The 16,249-nt window shown below is 64.9% G+C and carries 16 protein-coding genes and 1 tRNA gene; 7 read left to right on the forward strand and 10 right to left on the reverse strand.

All coding sequences use genetic code 11. From position 1 onward, the window contains the following. Positions 1 to 948, reverse strand: a complete 948-nt coding sequence (locus AC1DN9_RS04645) for a PhoH family protein (RefSeq protein WP_478097739.1) — start codon at positions 946 to 948, stop codon at positions 1 to 3. 33 nt (positions 949 to 981) lie between these two features. On the opposite strand from AC1DN9_RS04645, the gene ruvA reads away from it, so the two are divergent. Further along, the gene (gene ruvA, locus AC1DN9_RS04650; protein ID WP_478097741.1) at positions 982 to 1,554 is read left to right on the forward strand and encodes a Holliday junction branch migration protein RuvA; all 573 of its coding nucleotides are present in this window, start codon (positions 982 to 984) and stop codon (positions 1,552 to 1,554) included. Positions 1,555 to 1,556: 2 nt separating this feature from the next. On the opposite strand, the gene AC1DN9_RS04655 is transcribed toward ruvA, so the two are convergent. Then, the gene (locus AC1DN9_RS04655) at positions 1,557 to 1,991 is read right to left on the reverse strand and encodes a hypothetical protein (RefSeq protein ID WP_478097743.1); all 435 of its coding nucleotides are present in this window, start codon (positions 1,989 to 1,991) and stop codon (positions 1,557 to 1,559) included. 88 nt (positions 1,992 to 2,079) lie between these two features. Between AC1DN9_RS04655 and ruvB the strand changes: the two genes are divergently transcribed. Continuing rightward, positions 2,080 to 3,135 (forward strand): Holliday junction branch migration DNA helicase RuvB, encoded by a 1,056-nt coding sequence (ruvB, locus tag AC1DN9_RS04660; protein ID WP_478097745.1) that lies wholly within the window; start codon positions 2,080 to 2,082, stop codon positions 3,133 to 3,135. A 13-nt stretch (positions 3,136 to 3,148) separates the two neighbouring features. Here ruvB and AC1DN9_RS04665 read toward each other — a convergent pair whose 3' ends face one another. Beyond that, the gene (locus AC1DN9_RS04665) at positions 3,149 to 4,888 is read right to left on the reverse strand and encodes a lysoplasmalogenase family protein (RefSeq protein ID WP_478097747.1); all 1,740 of its coding nucleotides are present in this window, start codon (positions 4,886 to 4,888) and stop codon (positions 3,149 to 3,151) included. A 152-nt stretch (positions 4,889 to 5,040) separates the two neighbouring features. Here AC1DN9_RS04665 and AC1DN9_RS04670 point away from each other — a divergent pair, with 152 nt between their 5' ends. Both AC1DN9_RS04670 and AC1DN9_RS04675 read left to right on the forward strand, forming a co-directional pair. Beyond that, positions 5,041 to 5,919, forward strand: a complete 879-nt coding sequence (locus AC1DN9_RS04670) for a UDP-2,3-diacylglucosamine diphosphatase (RefSeq protein WP_478097749.1) — start codon at positions 5,041 to 5,043, stop codon at positions 5,917 to 5,919. After that, on the forward strand, positions 5,916 to 7,094 hold the full coding sequence (locus AC1DN9_RS04675; protein ID WP_478097751.1) for a glycosyltransferase: 1,179 nt from the start codon (positions 5,916 to 5,918) through the stop codon (positions 7,092 to 7,094). Before AC1DN9_RS04670 ends, AC1DN9_RS04675 begins: the two co-directional genes overlap by 4 nt. A 185-nt stretch (positions 7,095 to 7,279) precedes the next feature. Here the strand turns inward: AC1DN9_RS04675 and AC1DN9_RS04680 are convergent, their stop codons facing one another. From AC1DN9_RS04680 to AC1DN9_RS04690, 3 genes are all read right to left on the reverse strand, one after another. Continuing rightward, positions 7,280 to 8,047, reverse strand: coding sequence for a COG4705 family protein (locus AC1DN9_RS04680; protein WP_478097753.1), 768 nt, complete (start codon positions 8,045 to 8,047; stop codon positions 7,280 to 7,282). A gap of 154 nt (positions 8,048 to 8,201) precedes the next feature. Further along, positions 8,202 to 8,567 carry an FHA domain-containing protein gene (locus AC1DN9_RS04685; protein WP_478097755.1) on the reverse strand — a complete coding sequence of 122 codons (366 nt, stop codon included), beginning with the start codon at positions 8,565 to 8,567 and terminating at the stop codon, positions 8,202 to 8,204. Positions 8,568 to 8,737: 170 nt separating this feature from the next. Next, positions 8,738 to 8,814: transfer RNA gene (locus AC1DN9_RS04690), tRNA-Met, on the reverse strand. A 103-nt stretch (positions 8,815 to 8,917) separates the two neighbouring features. Here AC1DN9_RS04690 and AC1DN9_RS04695 point away from each other — a divergent pair. Both AC1DN9_RS04695 and AC1DN9_RS04700 read left to right on the forward strand, forming a co-directional pair. Beyond that, positions 8,918 to 9,583: a sigma-70 family RNA polymerase sigma factor gene (locus tag AC1DN9_RS04695; RefSeq protein ID WP_478097757.1), complete on the forward strand. Its 666-nt coding sequence runs from the start codon at positions 8,918 to 8,920 to the stop codon at positions 9,581 to 9,583. After that, positions 9,580 to 10,755, forward strand: coding sequence for a hypothetical protein (locus AC1DN9_RS04700; protein ID WP_478097759.1), 1,176 nt, complete (start codon positions 9,580 to 9,582; stop codon positions 10,753 to 10,755). Before AC1DN9_RS04695 ends, AC1DN9_RS04700 begins: the two co-directional genes overlap by 4 nt. A gap of 7 nt (positions 10,756 to 10,762) precedes the next feature. Here the strand turns inward: AC1DN9_RS04700 and AC1DN9_RS04705 are convergent, their stop codons facing one another. From AC1DN9_RS04705 to AC1DN9_RS04720, 4 genes are read right to left on the reverse strand one after another with little or no spacing between them, the layout of a single operon-like run. Then, complete coding sequence (locus AC1DN9_RS04705) at positions 10,763 to 11,542, reverse strand: enoyl-CoA hydratase (RefSeq protein WP_478097761.1); 780 nt, start codon at positions 11,540 to 11,542, stop codon at positions 10,763 to 10,765. A gap of 48 nt (positions 11,543 to 11,590) precedes the next feature. Beyond that, positions 11,591 to 13,384, reverse strand: coding sequence for a M61 family metallopeptidase (locus AC1DN9_RS04710; protein ID WP_478097763.1), 1,794 nt, complete (start codon positions 13,382 to 13,384; stop codon positions 11,591 to 11,593). Next, positions 13,384 to 14,118 (reverse strand): DsbC family protein, encoded by a 735-nt coding sequence (locus tag AC1DN9_RS04715; protein ID WP_478097765.1) that lies wholly within the window; start codon positions 14,116 to 14,118, stop codon positions 13,384 to 13,386. Before AC1DN9_RS04715 ends, AC1DN9_RS04710 begins: the two co-directional genes overlap by 1 nt. A gap of 17 nt (positions 14,119 to 14,135) precedes the next feature. Then, the gene (locus tag AC1DN9_RS04720) at positions 14,136 to 15,278 is read right to left on the reverse strand and encodes an FAD-dependent monooxygenase (RefSeq protein ID WP_478097767.1); all 1,143 of its coding nucleotides are present in this window, start codon (positions 15,276 to 15,278) and stop codon (positions 14,136 to 14,138) included. Positions 15,279 to 15,352: 74 nt separating this feature from the next. Here AC1DN9_RS04720 and AC1DN9_RS04725 point away from each other — a divergent pair, with 74 nt between their 5' ends. Beyond that, on the forward strand, positions 15,353 to 16,234 hold the full coding sequence (locus AC1DN9_RS04725; RefSeq protein WP_478097769.1) for an MOSC domain-containing protein: 882 nt from the start codon (positions 15,353 to 15,355) through the stop codon (positions 16,232 to 16,234). Positions 16,235 to 16,249 lie beyond the last annotated feature (15 nt).

Raw genomic sequence — 16,249 nt, forward strand, 5'->3', positions numbered from 1 at the left:
TCAGTTCGCTCCGCGCGTCTTGCGCGCCTTGTCATAGGCATCGACGATGCGCGCCACCAAGGGATGCCGTACCACGTCGGCGCTGGTGAAGTGCGTGATCGCGATGCCATTGACGCGCTTGAGCACGCGCTCGGCATCGATCAGCCCGCTCAGTTGCGCCTTTGGCAGGTCGATCTGGCTGACATCGCCGGTCACCACGGCCTTGGCACCAAAGCCGATGCGTGTGAGGAACATCTTCATCTGCTCTGGCGTGGTGTTCTGCGCTTCGTCGAGGATGACGAAGGCGTTGTTGAGCGTGCGGCCGCGCATGAAGGCCAAGGGCGCAATCTCCAGCGCGTTGCGCTCGAAGGCCTTCTGGACGCGGTCGAAACCCATCAGGTCGTAGAGCGCGTCGTACAAGGGGCGCAGGTAGGGGTCGACCTTCTGCGTCAGGTCGCCGGGCAGGAAGCCGAGTCGCTCACCGGCCTCGACCGCGGGCCGGGTCAGCACGATGCGCTGGACAGCGCTGCGTTCCAGGGCGTCGACGGCGCTGGCCACGGCCAGGTAGGTCTTGCCGGTTCCTGCCGGACCAATGCCCAGTGTGATGTCGTGGTTCGCGATGTTGTGAAGGTAGACGCTCTGGTTCGGTGTGCGCGCACGCAGGTCCGCGCGGCGTGTGGCGAGGAGCAGGGCGCCATCTTCCGCTTCCGCCATGGAGCCGTCGCCCGCGAGGGTGAGTTGCACGACCGCGGCGTCGATCGGCCGCTGCGCGATCTCGTAGAGCGCCTGAAGCACATCCATCGCGCGCTCCGCGTTGACCTTGGGGCCGTCGACCTTGAACTGCTCGTGGCGGTGAGCGATCTTGACGTTGAGTGCCTCCTCGATGCGCCGCAGGTTCGCGTCGAGCGGGCCGCAGAGGTGTCCCAGGCGCGTGTTGTTGGGCGGGGCGAAGGTGTGTCGCAGAATCACGCGAGTTTCATTTCAAAAGCGAAAAGGGCACCCATGATAGGCAAACTCACCGGCATCCTGGCCGAACGCAATCCGCCCCAGGTGGTGGTGGACTGCAACGGCGTCGGCTACGAGGTCGATGTGCCCATGAGCACCTTCTACAACCTGCCGACCGCTGGAGAGCGGGTGTCGTTGCTGACGCACTTCGTGGTGCGGGAGGATGCGCAGGTCCTGTACGGCTTCGGCACCGCAGCCGAACGTGCGGCTTTTCGACAGCTCATCAAGATCTCGGGTGTGGGCCCCCGCACCGCGCTGGGCGTGCTCAGCGGCATGAGCGTGAGCGAGCTGGCACAGGCCATCACGCTGCAGGAGGCTGGTCGGTTGGTGAAGATACCGGGCATCGGCAAGAAGACGGCGGAACGGCTGCTGCTCGAACTGAAGGGCAAGCTCGGTGCCGAGATTGCACTGCCCGCGCACGCGGCCACGGATTCGCAGGCCGACATCCTGCAGGCGCTGATCGCGCTCGGCTACAGCGACAAGGAAGCCGCCGCGTCGCTCAAGGCGCTACCGAAGGATGTGGCCGTGGGAGAAGGGATCAAGCTGGCGCTGAGGGCGCTGGCGAAATAGTTTCAGTGCCAGTCCTGCAACGCAAGCGCCATTGCGAAAACCACCGTCTGCACGGTCACCGCGATGCCGTGCCGCTGCATCAGCTGGCGGGCGAGCAGGATGCGTTCGGCAAGCGGCCGTGACGTTTCGGCGACGCGTCGGAGCCCGAGCTTTTCCAGTCCGCCGTCGAGGTTCGCCAGCGAGGTGATTGCGCCTTGCGCAAGACCTGCAAACACTTCGGCGTCCAGCCGCAAGCGCAGCGCCATGTAGCGCTCGGGCAATCCGACCAACGCGACGACCGCATAGGCGCCCCAGGCCACCGAAGGCAGCGAGCGACCGGTCAGCGCGAGCACGAGGCCGGCGATGAACGAAAGCGCCAGGCCCCAGGTGGCGAGCGATCCGCCGGCGCGCAACAGGCCGGCGGTGGTGGCGCACAGCGCGCGATCGTTGTCGTTCATGGTCTGCACATCCACAGGTTCGTCGCCCCTTTCCGGTGGCGCATTCTGCCGCAGGGCCGACTAAACTGCGCCCTCAGCCAACCGCCCCATGACCATCCAGACCGACGATTTCGCCCCGGCCCCGCAACGCGTGGTGTCCGCCGCGCCCGCCTCGCCCAATGAAGAAGCGATCGAGCGAGCGCTACGGCCCAAGCTGCTCGACGAATACGTCGGCCAGGCCAAAGTGCGCGAACAGCTCGAAATCTTCATCGGGGCGGCGCGTCAGCGCGCCGAGGCGCTCGACCACGTGCTGCTGTTCGGCCCGCCGGGGCTGGGCAAGACGACGCTGTCGCACATCATCGCGGCGGAGCTCGGCGTGAACCTGCGCCAGACCTCCGGGCCGGTGCTCGAAAAACCCAAGGACCTTGCTGCGCTGCTGACCAATCTCGAGCGCAACGACGTGCTGTTCATCGACGAGATCCATCGGCTCTCGCCCGTGGTCGAGGAAATCCTCTACCCCGCGCTGGAGGACTACCAGATCGACATCATGATCGGCGAGGGCCCCGCCGCGCGAAGCATCAAGCTCGACCTGCAGCCCTTCACGCTCGTCGGTGCGACCACGCGTGCCGGCATGCTGACCAATCCGCTGCGCGATCGCTTCGGCATCGTCGCCCGGCTCGAGTTCTACACGGCTGAAGAACTGGCGCGCATCGTCCGCCGGAGCGCGGGTCTGCTTGCCGTACCGATGGACGAGGCTGGCGGGCTGGAGATCGCCCGACGTTCGCGCGGCACGCCGCGTATCGCCAATCGATTGTTGCGCCGGGTGCGCGACTACGCGCAGGTCAAGAGTGACGGGCGGATCACGTCCGACGTCGCACACAAGGCGCTGGCGATGCTGGACGTCGATCCGCAGGGCTTCGACCTGATGGACCGGAAGTTGCTCGAAGCGGTCATCCATCGCTTCGACGGGGGACCGGTCGGGCTCGACAACATTGCCGCCAGCATTGGCGAGGAGTCGGGCACCATCGAAGACGTGATCGAGCCCTATCTGATCCAGCAGGGCTACCTCCAGCGCACGCCGCGCGGCCGCATCGCCACCTTGGCGGCCTATCGGCACCTGGGCGTCGCTGCGCCGCAACGCGACGGCGACATGTTCGGCAACTGAGTCGCGCGACGCCTCAGCGTGTCGCGATACTTCCGGTCGGACGGACGTTGGCCGCGATCAGCCATTGCGCCGCGTAGTAGCTGGCCAGCACCCACAGCGAGGCGACTGGCAATGGCTGCACAAACCTATTGGTCGCCAACAAGGCGTCGCTCAGCATGAATAGACAGGCACCCAGCGCAACGTGCCGTGCCGGCGTATCGCCCATCGTCGCCGCGCGCCCCAGCGCCTGGGCCGCCATGCAGGCGATCACGATGACGTAGATCCCCACCGGCACGCGCAGGCCTGCGGGCAGTCCGCCCCACCACAGGAATGCGTACATGAGCACGCCGATCGATAGCGTTGCGCCAAGCGTGCGTCGACGCGGGAATGTGCCGACATCGATCGAAAAGAGCGCGATGTAGGCCAGATGCGCCAGCAGGAAGCAGATGAGACCCGGCACGAAGAACTGAGGCCACATCAGCAACACATCGCCGGTCAATGAGGCGACGAGGCCGGCGATCAGCAACAAGGAGAAGCGCCCCGGGACAATTGATGCGCGCAGGCGCGTGCATGCAAAGGCAATGAGGATCATCAGCGCGAGTGGCTTGAAGGTGACATGGAGCCCGGCAATCCCCAGCGCGCCGCTCGCGGTGGCCAGCGCGGCGGCATCGACGAAAAGGACTTCCATCACCGTGAGGCGGCCCTGGAGCGCCGCGCCCGTTGCCCAAAGGCCGGCGGTCAGCGCGGCGAGCCATACCAGCGCCGGGGCGAACGGAAGCACATCCGAATACCAGAGAAACACGGTCGTGCCCGCCAGCAGGGCAATGAACTGCCCGGCCGCGAAGGCCTGAACGCCGCGCGAGGCCGGCGGATCGTAGCGACGCATCTGGGCGATGTCGAAGGCGGGTTTGGGATCGAGCGCTGCCACGTCGGCCGGGCGCCAACCGGGCGGTCTGATCCACAGGCGCAGCTTGTCGCTCCAGCGCCGGGTACGCCATGTGTCGCGAGCCAGCGCCCAATACACCTCGGCGTTCGCCCAGATCGGGTCCCAACTCTGAAGAGGACTGCGCGTGCCATAGACGCAACGCTCGTCTTCTTCCTGAAAGGTGCCGAACAGGCGATCCCAGATGATCAGCACCCCGCCGTAGTTGCGATCCACATAGCGGTCATTCACTGCATGGTGCACCCGATGGTTCGAAGGCGAACAGAACCAGCGGTCGAACCACCCCAGCTTGCCGACCTGCTCGGTGTGCACCCAGAACTGATAGAGCAGATCGATGAGCGCGACCACGCCGAACACCAGGGGCGGCACCCCTGCCACTGCCATCGGCAAATAGAAGATCCAACCGAGCAGCGCTCCGCTCGAGGTCTGGCGCAATGCCGTCGAAAGGTTGTAGTGCTGGCTCTGGTGATGCACCACGTGCGCGGCCCACAGCACGGCGCTTTCATGACCGAAGCGATGCAGCCAGTAGTAGCACAAGTCATAGAAGACCAGGGCCAGCAGCCAGCCGTACCACTGGGTCCAGAAGTCCTCGTTCGGGAACAGCGCGAAGGCAGACCAGCATGCCGTGTAGATGCCGATGCGCAGGAGCCCGGTCAAGACCGCGCTGATCTGGCTCAGCATCCCCAGGCCGATGCTGTTGATCGTGTCTGGCAGGCGGTAGGTGTCCGGGCCGGTTCCGCGCTTCGCCCGCCATCGGCCCACAAAGAACTCGATGCCGATCAGCAAAAAGAAGACCGGGGTTGCAAGAACGATGATCTGGCCGGGACGCATGACGCTGATTGTCTGGCCCACCTCGCCATCGTTTCGTCACCGTTCCGTCATGGTTTGCCCGGAGATCCCGCAGGGGCGCCTTGGCGTTCTGTCGCCGATGCGTCACGCGGCTGCCATCGTGTCGTCACTCGTCGATGCGATCGTGCTCGTCCATGCAACGCGACGACGCCTTTCTTCGCGCATGGCGCGCCACCGTACCCCCGCTTCTCGATGGGGAAGTCGAGGAATCGACGCAACCCGTGCAGCGCTTTCGGACGCTTTGGATTTCGGACCTGCACCTGGGCACGCCCGGCTGCCAGGCGCGGGCGCTGCTCGATTTCCTGAAGCACACGGAATGCGAGACCCTGTTCCTGGTCGGCGACATCATCGACGGCTGGCAGCTGCGCAGGCACTGGTACTGGCCGCAAGCCCACAACGACGTGATCCAGAAGTTGTTGCGCAAGGCGCGCAAGGGAACGCGGGTGATCTTCATCCCGGGGAATCACGATGAATTCGCGCGCAAATACCTGCATCACAACTTCGGCGGTATCGATGTGGCCGACGAGTGGATTCACGAGACTGCGGACGGCCGCAAGCTCTGGGTCATGCATGGCGACCTGTTCGACGGCGTGATCCAGTGCGCGAAGTGGCTGGCCCATGTCGGCGATTCGCTCTACGAATTCACGCTCAGGCTGAACCGGCATCTCAACTCGCTGCGCGCGCGCATGGGGCTGCCCTATTGGTCCCTGTCGAAGTACCTGAAGCTGAAGGTCAAGCGCGCAGTCAGCTATGTCGGGGATTTTGAGAGCGCAGTGGCCCGCGAAGCCCGCAGGCGCGGCGTCCAGGGCGTCGTCTGCGGGCACATCCATCATGCCGAATTGAGGGACATCGACGGCATCCTCTACGCCAATGACGGCGACTGGGTCGAGAGCCTGACTGCGTTGGCCGAGCATGCCGACGGCGCGCTCGAAATCCTGCATTGGGCGAACCACATGCCGGTCACGACCCGAACCGGGCGCGCAACTTCGCGGCGCGAGCCGGCGCACGCATGACGGCCGCGCGCTTGCCGGCGTCACGCATTCCCGTCCGTACCGTCGATCTTGTCTACTTCAATGCCGGTGGTGGGCATCGCGCTTCCGCCCTGGCGCTCGAAGCAGCGATCCATCGGGCCGGGCTGCCGTGGAAGGTGCGGCTGGTCAACCTGCGCGAAGTCCTGGACCCGAAGGACAGCTTTCGGAAGCTCACCGGGATGGATCCCGAAGATGTCTACAACAAGCGCCTCGCGCGCGGCTGGACGCTGGGGCTCGCGCAGGAACTCAAACTCCTTCAGGGGATGATTCGATGGGGGCACGCCGCACTGGTGCGGCAGATGCAACAGCATTGGCAGGCGACCGAACCCGACATGGTCGTGTCACTGATTCCGAATTTCAACCGCGCGACATGCGAGGCGCTGGCGTCCACGCTGCCGGGCGTGCCTTACGTGACCGTGTTGACCGACCTCGCTGACTACCCGCCCGCTTTCTGGATCGAAGAGGGTCTTGAACAGCACCTGGTGTGCGGCTCGCCCAAAGCCGTGGAACAGGCTCGCGCAGCGGGCTGTGCGGAAGAGCGCATTCATGCCAGTTCGGGGATGATGATCCGCTCATCCTTCTACGACGCACGTCCGATCGATCGCCGTGCCGAGCGCATTCGGCTGGGGCTTGACCCGGATCGGCCGACCGGCGTCGTGCTGTTCGGCGGGCAGGGTTCGAAGGCGATGCTCGGGATCGCCAAGCGCCTGCCCGACACCCAGCTTATCCTCGCCTGCGGGCACAACGCCAAGCTTGCGCAAGCGCTTCGCGCATTGCCTTCGCGAGCGCCGCGATCGGTGTTGGAATTCACGCCCGACGTCGCTCACTACATGGCATTGGCCGACTTCTTCATCGGCAAGCCGGGGCCTGGCAGCCTGAGCGAGGCGGTGCAGATGCACTTGCCGGTCATCGTGGTCCGAAATCGCTGGACGCTGCCGCAGGAGCGCTACAACGCCCAGTGGGTCAAGGAGCATGGCGTGGGCCTTGTGTGCCGCAGCTTTGCCCAGGTCGATGACGCGGTCGAAGAATTGATCGGTCAACTGGACCGCTACCGGGCCGCCACGCGCAAGGTGCGGAACAGGGCGGTGTTCGAGCTTCCGGTGATCCTGCAAGGCATCCTGGCGCGGGCCGAGATGCCGACGGCGCAGACCGCGTGACTTGGAGATCGCTGCGCGCTAAATCTTTGCAGCTGTGGAACTTTCAGCGTGGCGGCCCGTCCTTCATTGCAGACAGTCTGCCGGCGCTGGTAGAGGATGCCTCTTCGGCACCCGCCCTCAACCGGGCGGTTCCTCGATGCCGGCGACTGTCCCTGTCTTCCTTCCGGGCCTTGCTCCTGCAAGCGTCACTTCACGATGCGTTCAGCACGCTGAGGAAGCAGCACGACGCAGGCAAGAATGAACCCAGCCAGCACTGCCGTCGCCGTATATCGGCTCATCTCCAGCCCACCGTTCGCGTGCGGCTTGTCCAGCAAATCCCCCAGCGTGGCCCCGAATGGCCGCGTCAGAATGAACGCGACCCAAAAGAGTGCGGTCCGCGACACCGTGGTCCACAAGTAGGCCGCGCCAACCAGCGCGAGCGCCACGGCAAAGACGATTGCGCCACCCTCATACCCGAGACCCAGGCCCGTTTCCGGATCTGCCATCCAGTCCCCGAGTGCGGTGCCGAGTGTCTGGGAGAACATGATCGTCGCCCAATAGAACATCTCGGCCTTGCGAGAAGTGATCGCCGTCACGGACACCGAGCCGAGTGCCCGATGCCAGAGAAACAGCGTGGCGAGTAGAAGGAAGAGCAGGATCGATGCACCGCCCAGGTATCCGATCCCAAGCGATCGGTCCAGAAAGTCGGCAAGCGTTGTTCCCGCAGTGGTCGTGGCGATGATCACGAACCAGAACAGAAAAGGGTGAAATTTCTTTGCGGCGATCTGAGCCCACACCGCGCCGACGAAGATCGTGGCGAAGATGACTGTTCCCACGAGGTAGCCCAGGTTCATGGACATCGTCACCGCGTCGCCGGCGGTTTCGCCGAGCGTCGTGGCTGCGATCTTCACAACCCAGAACCAGAAAGTCACCTCGGCAACCTTGCCGAGCGGGAGGTCCGTATCAAGTCGCATCTTTGGCCTTTGACGGTTGAGTTTTTTCAAGTGAAAGACTCGGGGATCGACTTGGCCTCCATCGAGAGCCTGCCGACTTTTTTTGTGTAGGCGGCGGCCTGACGGTTCCCCCCGACTTGTTGGAGGATGTATTTCGGTGCTTGGAAGGGTTGAATCAAACGCGTGCGGGAGACGTCTCGCGCGCCCGTTCGAATTCCGCCAGCAGTTCCGGCGTCGTCATGAGGCGCAAGGCGTCCGTCGAGAAATGGTGCTCGCTGGCCAGGAATCGCAGCCTGAAGCTACCTATCGAGATCTCATCGCCTCCGACCAGAACCTGTGAGCTCACGCGGGCCCCGTTGACGAACAAGCCATTGCGGCTGCCCAGATCGCTGATCGTGACGAACGGGCCATCGATCGTCACGACGGCATGTCGCCGGCTGACCTGCATCGAATCGAGCACCACATCATTGGTCGACCCTCGGCCAATGGTGGTTTCGCTGGGATGCAGCGCGACCTGCTTGGTCGCGGCTGAACCCTTCATCAAAATTAATTTCGGCATGCGTCCCCCGGCGCTCCAATATGTAACACCTTATTGTTACATCAAGTGCGACGCCTGCCTGAGTGGAAGCTGACGAATCGCCGCGGGGCGAGGCATGAAAAAAGCCGGTAAGCGCTGTGAGTAGACGCTTACCGGCTTGATCTCGGATTGACTGGTGGCTCTTCACGGACTCGAACCGCGGACCTGTGGATTATGATTCCATCGCTCTAACCGACTGAGCTAAAGAGCCGAGCCAAAAATTATAGCTGTTTGCGGGCGCACTTTAGCCAGCCGTCAAAAGTTTCCATGCCGCGAGTGTCGCCTCGTCCGCACAACGAGGTAAAAATCTGCGGATGCTTGCGCCCGACACGATTTCCCTTCCCCTTGAAGACCTGCCGGACGATCAGCTCATGCTCGCCTACGTTGGCGGCGACACGTCAGCCTTCGACATGCTCTACGCACGCCACGAAAGCGCGTTGTTCCGCTTCATTCGACGTCTGTTGGGGATCCGTCTCGCGGCAGAAGCCGACGAAGTGTTCCAGGAGACCTGGACTCGCATCATCTCGGAACGCGAGGACTTTTCGCCGGAAGGCGTGGCCTGGCGCACCTGGGCTTTCACGGTGGCGCACAACCTCGCGACAGACCGGCTCCGCATGAGCGGCCACGAGGTCGCGTTCTATGCGCACGACGAAGACGGCGACGGGCTCGACGCCGCACGGCTTTTCAGCCGCGGGCTGCTTCAGGGCAGCAGCGCGGCGGACGACGCCCCATACCCTTCAGCGGAAGAACTTGCTTTCTGGCGCGCGGCGGGTCGCCGGCTGCTGGCTTGCCTGAATGAACTGCCGGACGACCAACGCGCGGCCTTCCTGCTGCACCACGAGGAAGGCTTCACGTTGGAAGTGCTGGAGACCACGCTCGACGTCGGGCCGGAGACTGTCCGCAACCGGCTGCGCTTTGGCCTGAAGAAGCTTCGCGGTTGCATGGAACGTTATCTCTCGGTCCTGGAGCGCGCCGCATGAAAGCGTCCAACGCCGAACAGGTCGATTTGTCCGACGCCCACTTATGGCGAGCGCTGGAGCACGCGCCGGACCATAACGCCGCGCCCGACTGGCGCTTGCGCAAGGCCATCCTGAAGCGCGCCCATGACGCAATCGGCGCCCTGGATCCGGATGAGGCCGAAGCGGAACTGGAGCTTGCGGCGCACTCGGGGTGGCAGGGCCTCTTCGCGCGCAGGGGCGGTCGTTCACGCATGCCCTGGAAGACGATGTTCCTGGCCGTGCTGGTGGCGGTCGTGGTCGCCGTGTTTTGGCGGCGCGAACCTGCGCCGGTTCCGCGTTCTGACAGCGAAGCACGGATGACCGCGCCAGCACCGCGGGCCAAGGAAATCGTCGCGCCGTCGCCCTCCGAAGGAACGAGCGCAGACCGATCGGTTGATTCGGTGGCATCTTCGGCGCCCCCGGCCGTTGCTGAAATGCCCGAGTCCTCGGCAGAACCCGCCGTTGAACCGGCACCTCCGCCGGAGGCCCCACCCCCCCCGACAGTGAAGACGCCGAAGGTGCAGGAGGCTGCCGCGCCGCAAGCGCCGCCGAAGCCCGAAGCCGCGCGCGCCGGGGATGCGCTCCCGCCACCTGCACCGGCCCCGACCCCGACCCAGAGCAACGCCGTGGCGCGGCTCGTGGTGCCGGATTCGCCATCGGCGCGATCCGGAAAGGAAGAGGGTCCTTCTGCGACGTCAACGTCACCATCGGCCAACGAGGCCAAGCCGCCCACTCCGGTGAAGGCGGCCCCTCCATCGCCGTCGGTACGCACCGAAGCGACCGACCCCCCAACCTTTGCCGCGCTGTCCCAGTGGAGCCGGATCACGATCAGCCGCCGCGGCGGAGAATCCCGGAGCTTTCCGCGCGACGAGGCGCGCGATCTGAATGCGCTGCTCGGATCGGCCGCCTTGTCGGCCGTCGAACCTCAGGTGCTGAAGGCAGCGCCCGAGTGGCGCGTGACCTTGGAGCGCAATGGCGAAGTTCTCGCAGTCTTCGAAGTCGCGGCATCGCAGGTGCGCTGGCGCGAGGGAAAGACGCCGTCGGCGACGGGCGTGCCTTCAGCCCCGGCGCTCTCCGCGTTGCGCGAAGCGCTGAGCAATGCCGTGCAGCAACCCGAGGCGGCTACGCAACCCGAGTCGCCAAGGGCACCCTAGCCGTGCATTACTGATTCTTGAAGTCAGGAGCGCGTTTGTTCAGGAAGGCGTCCATGCCTTCCTTCTGGTCGGCCGTCGCGAAGAGCGAGTGGAACAGCCGCCGTTCGAACATCACGCCATCCGACAGGCCGCTCTCGAAAGCGCGATTGACCGACTCCTTGGCTGCCATCAGGGCGATCTGCGAGTAGCCAGCGATCACCAGGGCCGCGCCCAGGGCTTCTTCGGCGAGCTTGTCGACGGGAACCACGCGGCTGACCAGCCCGGCGCGCTCGGCTTCCGCGGCGTCCATCATGCGAGCCGTGAGGGCCATGTCCATTGCCTTGGACTTGCCTACGGCGCGCGGCAGGCGCTGCGTCCCGCCGGCGCCGGGGATCACGCCGATCTTGATTTCGGGTTGGCCGAACTTCGCGTTGTCGGCCGCGATGATGAAGTCGCACATCATCGCGAGTTCGCAACCGCCGCCGAGTGCGAAGCCTGCGACCGCGGCGATCACCGGCTTGCGGACCTGGCGGATGGTTTCCCAGTTGCGCGTGATGAAGTCACCCTTGTAGGCGTCGAGGAAGGTGTATTTGGCCATCGCCGAGATATCGGCACCGGCTGCGAACGCGCGCTCGCTGCCGGTGACGATGATGCAGCCGATGGCGGGATCGGCGTCGAAAGCCAGGAGCGCCTGGCCCAGGTCGGTCATCAGCGCATCGTTGAGTGCGTTCAGTGCCTTGGGGCGATTGAGCGTGACGATGCCGACCTTGCCGGCTTCGACGCGCACTTCGATGTTCTCGTAGCTCATGCGTATCTCCTTGGATGAACGGTTTGTCGACCGGCCGAGCGGGACAGGCTACGCCCGACTCAGCCAGTGGGAAAGCTTGACGGAATCCTGCGCGAAAAGGCGCCAGGTCGTCACGCCGGTTGGCAGCGTGAGCGGCAGGCGCAGCAAGCGGCGATCACGTGCGACGAGCGCCGTGAGCTTCTTGGCCGGACCCAGGTAGAGCGCAAGGTCGTCGAGGCGCGTGAGCCGCCATCCCTGGACCGGCCGGCCCTTGGCAGCAGGAAGTTCGATCCCGATCCACTCGTCGTTGGCCGAGAAGCCCGCCTGCTCGGCAGCGCCGCCGCGCAGCACGGCCTTGACTTGCACACTGCCGTTCGACTCGGCCACCCTCATGCCGAGCTCCTGTGCGCGCTGCGCCGGATCGTCCAGTGTGGCCACGCCGTGGGCGCGCAGAAGATCGGACAAGGGTAGTTCGTCCGTCGAATGAACCCAGCTTGCGATCTCCTTCGAAAACGAACGCCCGCCGACCGCTTCGAGCGAGGCGGCGAAGTCCGCTTCGTCGATGGGGCCGCCCTCGCTGTTCTTCCACAGCAAGCGCATGGCCTGGTCGAGCGTGCCGTTGCCTTCGGCGCGCAGTGTGAGGTCGAAGCACAGCGCCACCAGCGCACCCTTGGTGTAGTAGCTCACCGTGGTGTTGGGCGTCTGCTCGTCCTGACGGTAGTACTTGACCCAGGCGTCAAAGCTCGCGTCCGCCACCGATTGCACGTGGCGGCCGGGCGTCTGCAGAACCTGGTTGATCGTCTTGTTGAGCAGCTTGAGGTAAGCGGCGTCGTCGATGCGGTCGGCGCGACGCAGCAGGAGGTCGTCGTAGTAGCTGGTGAAACCTTCGAACAGCCACAGCAGACGGGTGTAGTTCTCGCGCGCGTAGTCGTAGCGCGAGAACTCGGCCGGCCGCATGCGTTTCACGTTCCAGGTGTGGAAGTACTCATGGCTGATCAGGCCGAGAAGCGTGGTGTAGCCCTCGGGTTGCTTGCGAGCGTCAATCTGCGGCAGGTCGCGGCGTGTGCAGATGAGTGCCGTCGAGTGACGGTGTTCCAGGCCGCCGTAGCCGTCGTCCACCGCGTTGAGCATGAACACATAGCGGTCATGCGGCGGCTTCGGTCCGTTTCGCTTGCCGACTTTGTCGCCATGCCAGAAGCGCATCTGCGTTTCGCAGATCGCGCGGGTGTCGGCCAGCAATCGTTCGCCGTCGAAGGAAGCCGGCGCACCCGCGACCACGAATCGGTGCGGCACGCCGCAGGCCTCGAATTCCGCACTCCAGAACGCGCCCATTTCGACCGGGCTGTCGGCCAGTTCGTCGTAGCCGGAGGCAATGTATCTGCCGAAGCCGTGGCGATCGATCTGCTGAGGCTTCAGCGCCGTGGCGCATGACCAGCGAGAGCCCTCCTTCGGCGTCGATGGCGCGACCACTTCGATCGCGTGCGGCACGTCGGTCTGGCCTTCGATCCTCAGGCAGAGGCTGGTGCCATTGAAGAAACCGCGATCGGCATCGAGCCACGCCGTGCGCACGGAGTTGTCGTAGGCACAGACTTCATAGCGCAGTTCCAGCGGCTTCTCCGGGACGCATTCGATCTGCCAGCTGCACTTGTCGATCTGGTGCGTGCTCAGCTTGCGCCGCCCCTGCGTTGCGCGCAGGTTCTGGAGGTTCTTGGAAAACTCGCGCACCAGGTAGCTGCCCGGAATCCAGACCGGCAACTCCACGCGCTGCAGCGCGACGGGGTTGTCGATGGTCAACGTGACGCTGAACAGGTGCGCATTGCGATCCGCGCACTCGACGCGGTACTGGATGGCCGGCGCCGCCATCAATTGAGCGCGGCGAGTTGCTTTTCGACCTGCGCCGCCGGAATGGCACCCGGTGCACGCGTGCCGTCACTGAAGATCAGCGTGGGTGTACCGGTGATGTTGTATTTCTGGCCGAATTCTCGATTGCGCGTGAGCGCGGCGGTGTCGCATTCGCCGGCGTCGGGCACGACGCCGCGCTGCATCCAGTCGTTCCAGGTCTTGGCCTTGTCCTTGGAACACCAGATGTTGCGCGCCTTGACGACCGAGTCGGGACCCAGCACTGGGTAGAGGAAGAGCTGGATGGTGACGTTGTCGACCTTCGTCATGTCGCGCTCGAACTGCTTGCAATAGCCGCAATTCGGGTCCGCAAAAATGGCCAGCCTGCGCTTGCCGTTGCCGCGCACGATCTTGATCGCGTCCTTCATGGGCAGCTTGTCGAAAGCGACCTCGCTGAGCTTCTCGATCCGCTCTTCGGTGAGGTTCCTGCGCTGCTTCACGTCGATCAGGTTGCCCTGTAGCAGGTAGTTGCCCTGTTCGTCGGTGTAGAAGATCTCGAAGCCGTTGATACGCACCTCATACAAGCCGGGCACTGGCGCCTTGGTGATCTCGTCGATCTTGGCGAACTGCGGAATGCGCTCAGCGAGGTTCTTGCGGATTTCGGCTTCGCCGGCGGAGGCCGTCAAGGCTTGACCGAATGCGAGGACGGCCAATGCGGCAAAAAGGGGGTGGAGGAGGGGGCGGGCGAGTTTTTTCATGAGGGTGTTCCCGTCTTTCATTGCAGGCCCATGGCCTGTCGTGCGATCCAGTTCTTGACGAGCCGTGTGCGGTCGAAACCACGCATGCCCCAGTTACGCAGCGCCGGCAAAGGATCGGCGCTGTGGGCGAAGAGTTGCTGCAGGCCGTCGGTGGCAAGGCTCATCGACAGCACATCGGTGCGGCGGGCGCGTTCGTAGCGACGCAGCAGCCGTGCGTCGCCGACGCTGCGCCAATAGTCGCGTGTCTTGATCACTTCCGCGAGCGCGGCGACATCGGCGAGGCCGAGATTCAGGCCCTGGCCGGCGAGCGGATGCACCGTGTGCGCGGCATCGCCGGCGAGGGCCCAGGCTGAACCGTCGCCGAGGCGCCCGGTCCAGCGGTCGGCAATGGCGCGTTGCAAGGGCCAGGCGGCGCGCTCACTCTTGAGGGTCAGGGCGCCGAGCGAATCGTGGGTGGCTTCGCGCAGGGCTGCGCTGAATTCCTCCAAGCCCTGTGCGAGAAGACCGGGTGCCCGCAGTTGGTCGACAGACCACACCAGGGCAAGCGAGCGGTCGAGGGCGTGTGCGTCTGCGGGTCGGTTCACGTCGGCGAGCGGCAGCAGCGCCAGGACCTCGCCCTTGTCGTTGAACCACTGGCGAGCAGTGCCGTCATGCGGCCTTTCGGCTTCGAGCCGGGCCGCGATCGCATGTTGGGGATAGCGTGTGACCTCGTAGCTCACGCCGAGCGCTTCCCGGGTGGCGCTCTGGCGGCCTTCGCAGACGACGGTGAGAGCGGCGGACACGGGTGCTGTCACAACTTCGATACGGGGCTGAAAGCGTACGGCGTCGCTCAACTGTTGCTCGAGCGCTGGAACGTCGACGATCCATGCCAGCGCCTCGACCTTCTGGCGGGCAGCGCTGAATTGAACCCGGCCGCCTTCGTCGCCGTAGACGAGCATCTCGCGCACGGGCATGGAATGCGCCGCGTCGGGCCAAGCGCGCAGCGATTCGAGGAGAGTCTTCGAAGCGGCGTTGAGCGCATAGGCGCGGACATCCTCCGTGGCAGGCGCCGCACCGGGCGCGACCAGCGCCACGCGCACGCGTTCGCGGGCCAGCAGCAGCGCCAGTGTGCGTCCGACGATGCCGGCGCCGCGAATGCAAACTTCGGGGGGGAGAGCCATCGCGGCATTGTAGGAGGAGCCTTTGCCGGGGTTGGCGTGCGGGAGAATCGCGGCTCCAGAACAAGGAACCCCCCGTGAATATCTCCGACTTCGATCTCCAGGCCAGAATTGCGCGCCTGTTCGTCTATCCGGTCAAATCCTGCGCAGGCGTCGAACTGACGGAAACGCTCGTGATCGAGACCGGGCTTGAATTCGACCGTGCCTGGATGGTGGTCGACGAGGCGGGTGAATTCGTGACACAGCGCGAGCTGCCACGCATGGCGCTGATCAGGCCGCAACTCAGGCATTCCGAAATGGTGCTGCGGGCGCCGGGCATGCTGGCCTTGCACATCGCGTTCGACCGGGTCGAAGCGCCGACCCGCGTGCGCGTGTGGAAAGACGAGGTCGCGGCCTACGACATGGGCGATCTGGCGGCGCAATGGTTCAGCGACTTTCTCTCGGAGCCGGGCAAGCCGCGAAAGCTGCGCATGGCGCGTTTCGATCCGGAGCAACGGCGTCTGTCGAGCTTGAAGTGGACGGACGGCATCGAGGCCCTCAACCAGTTCGCCGATGGGTTTCCGCTGCTCGTGACCAGCGAAGGATCGCTCGCCGAGCTCAACGCAAGGCTGGCGGCCGCCGGTCACGCTCCGGTTGGCATCGAACGCTTCCGACCCAACGTGGTGCTCGCCGGCATCGAGGCGCATGACGAAGACCGCGTCGACGCGATTCATATCGCTACGGCCGAAGGCGAAGTCAACCTGCGGCCCGTCAAGCCTTGTGCGCGCTGCCCGATTCCCGATATCGACCCGGCGACCGGCCTGCGCAGCCCCGAAGTCGGCGACACGTTGCGCACCTACCGTGCCGACCCGCGCGTCGACGGCGCGATCACCTTTGGCATGAACGCGATCGTGCTGCAGGGCGTCGAGCATGCATTGCGGGTCGGGCAGCCGGTTGGCGCCAACCTCCGTTTCGAGTAAGGGCGCGGCTTCGGT

Source organism: Variovorax sp. 05L425 (genome assembly GCF_056397705.1).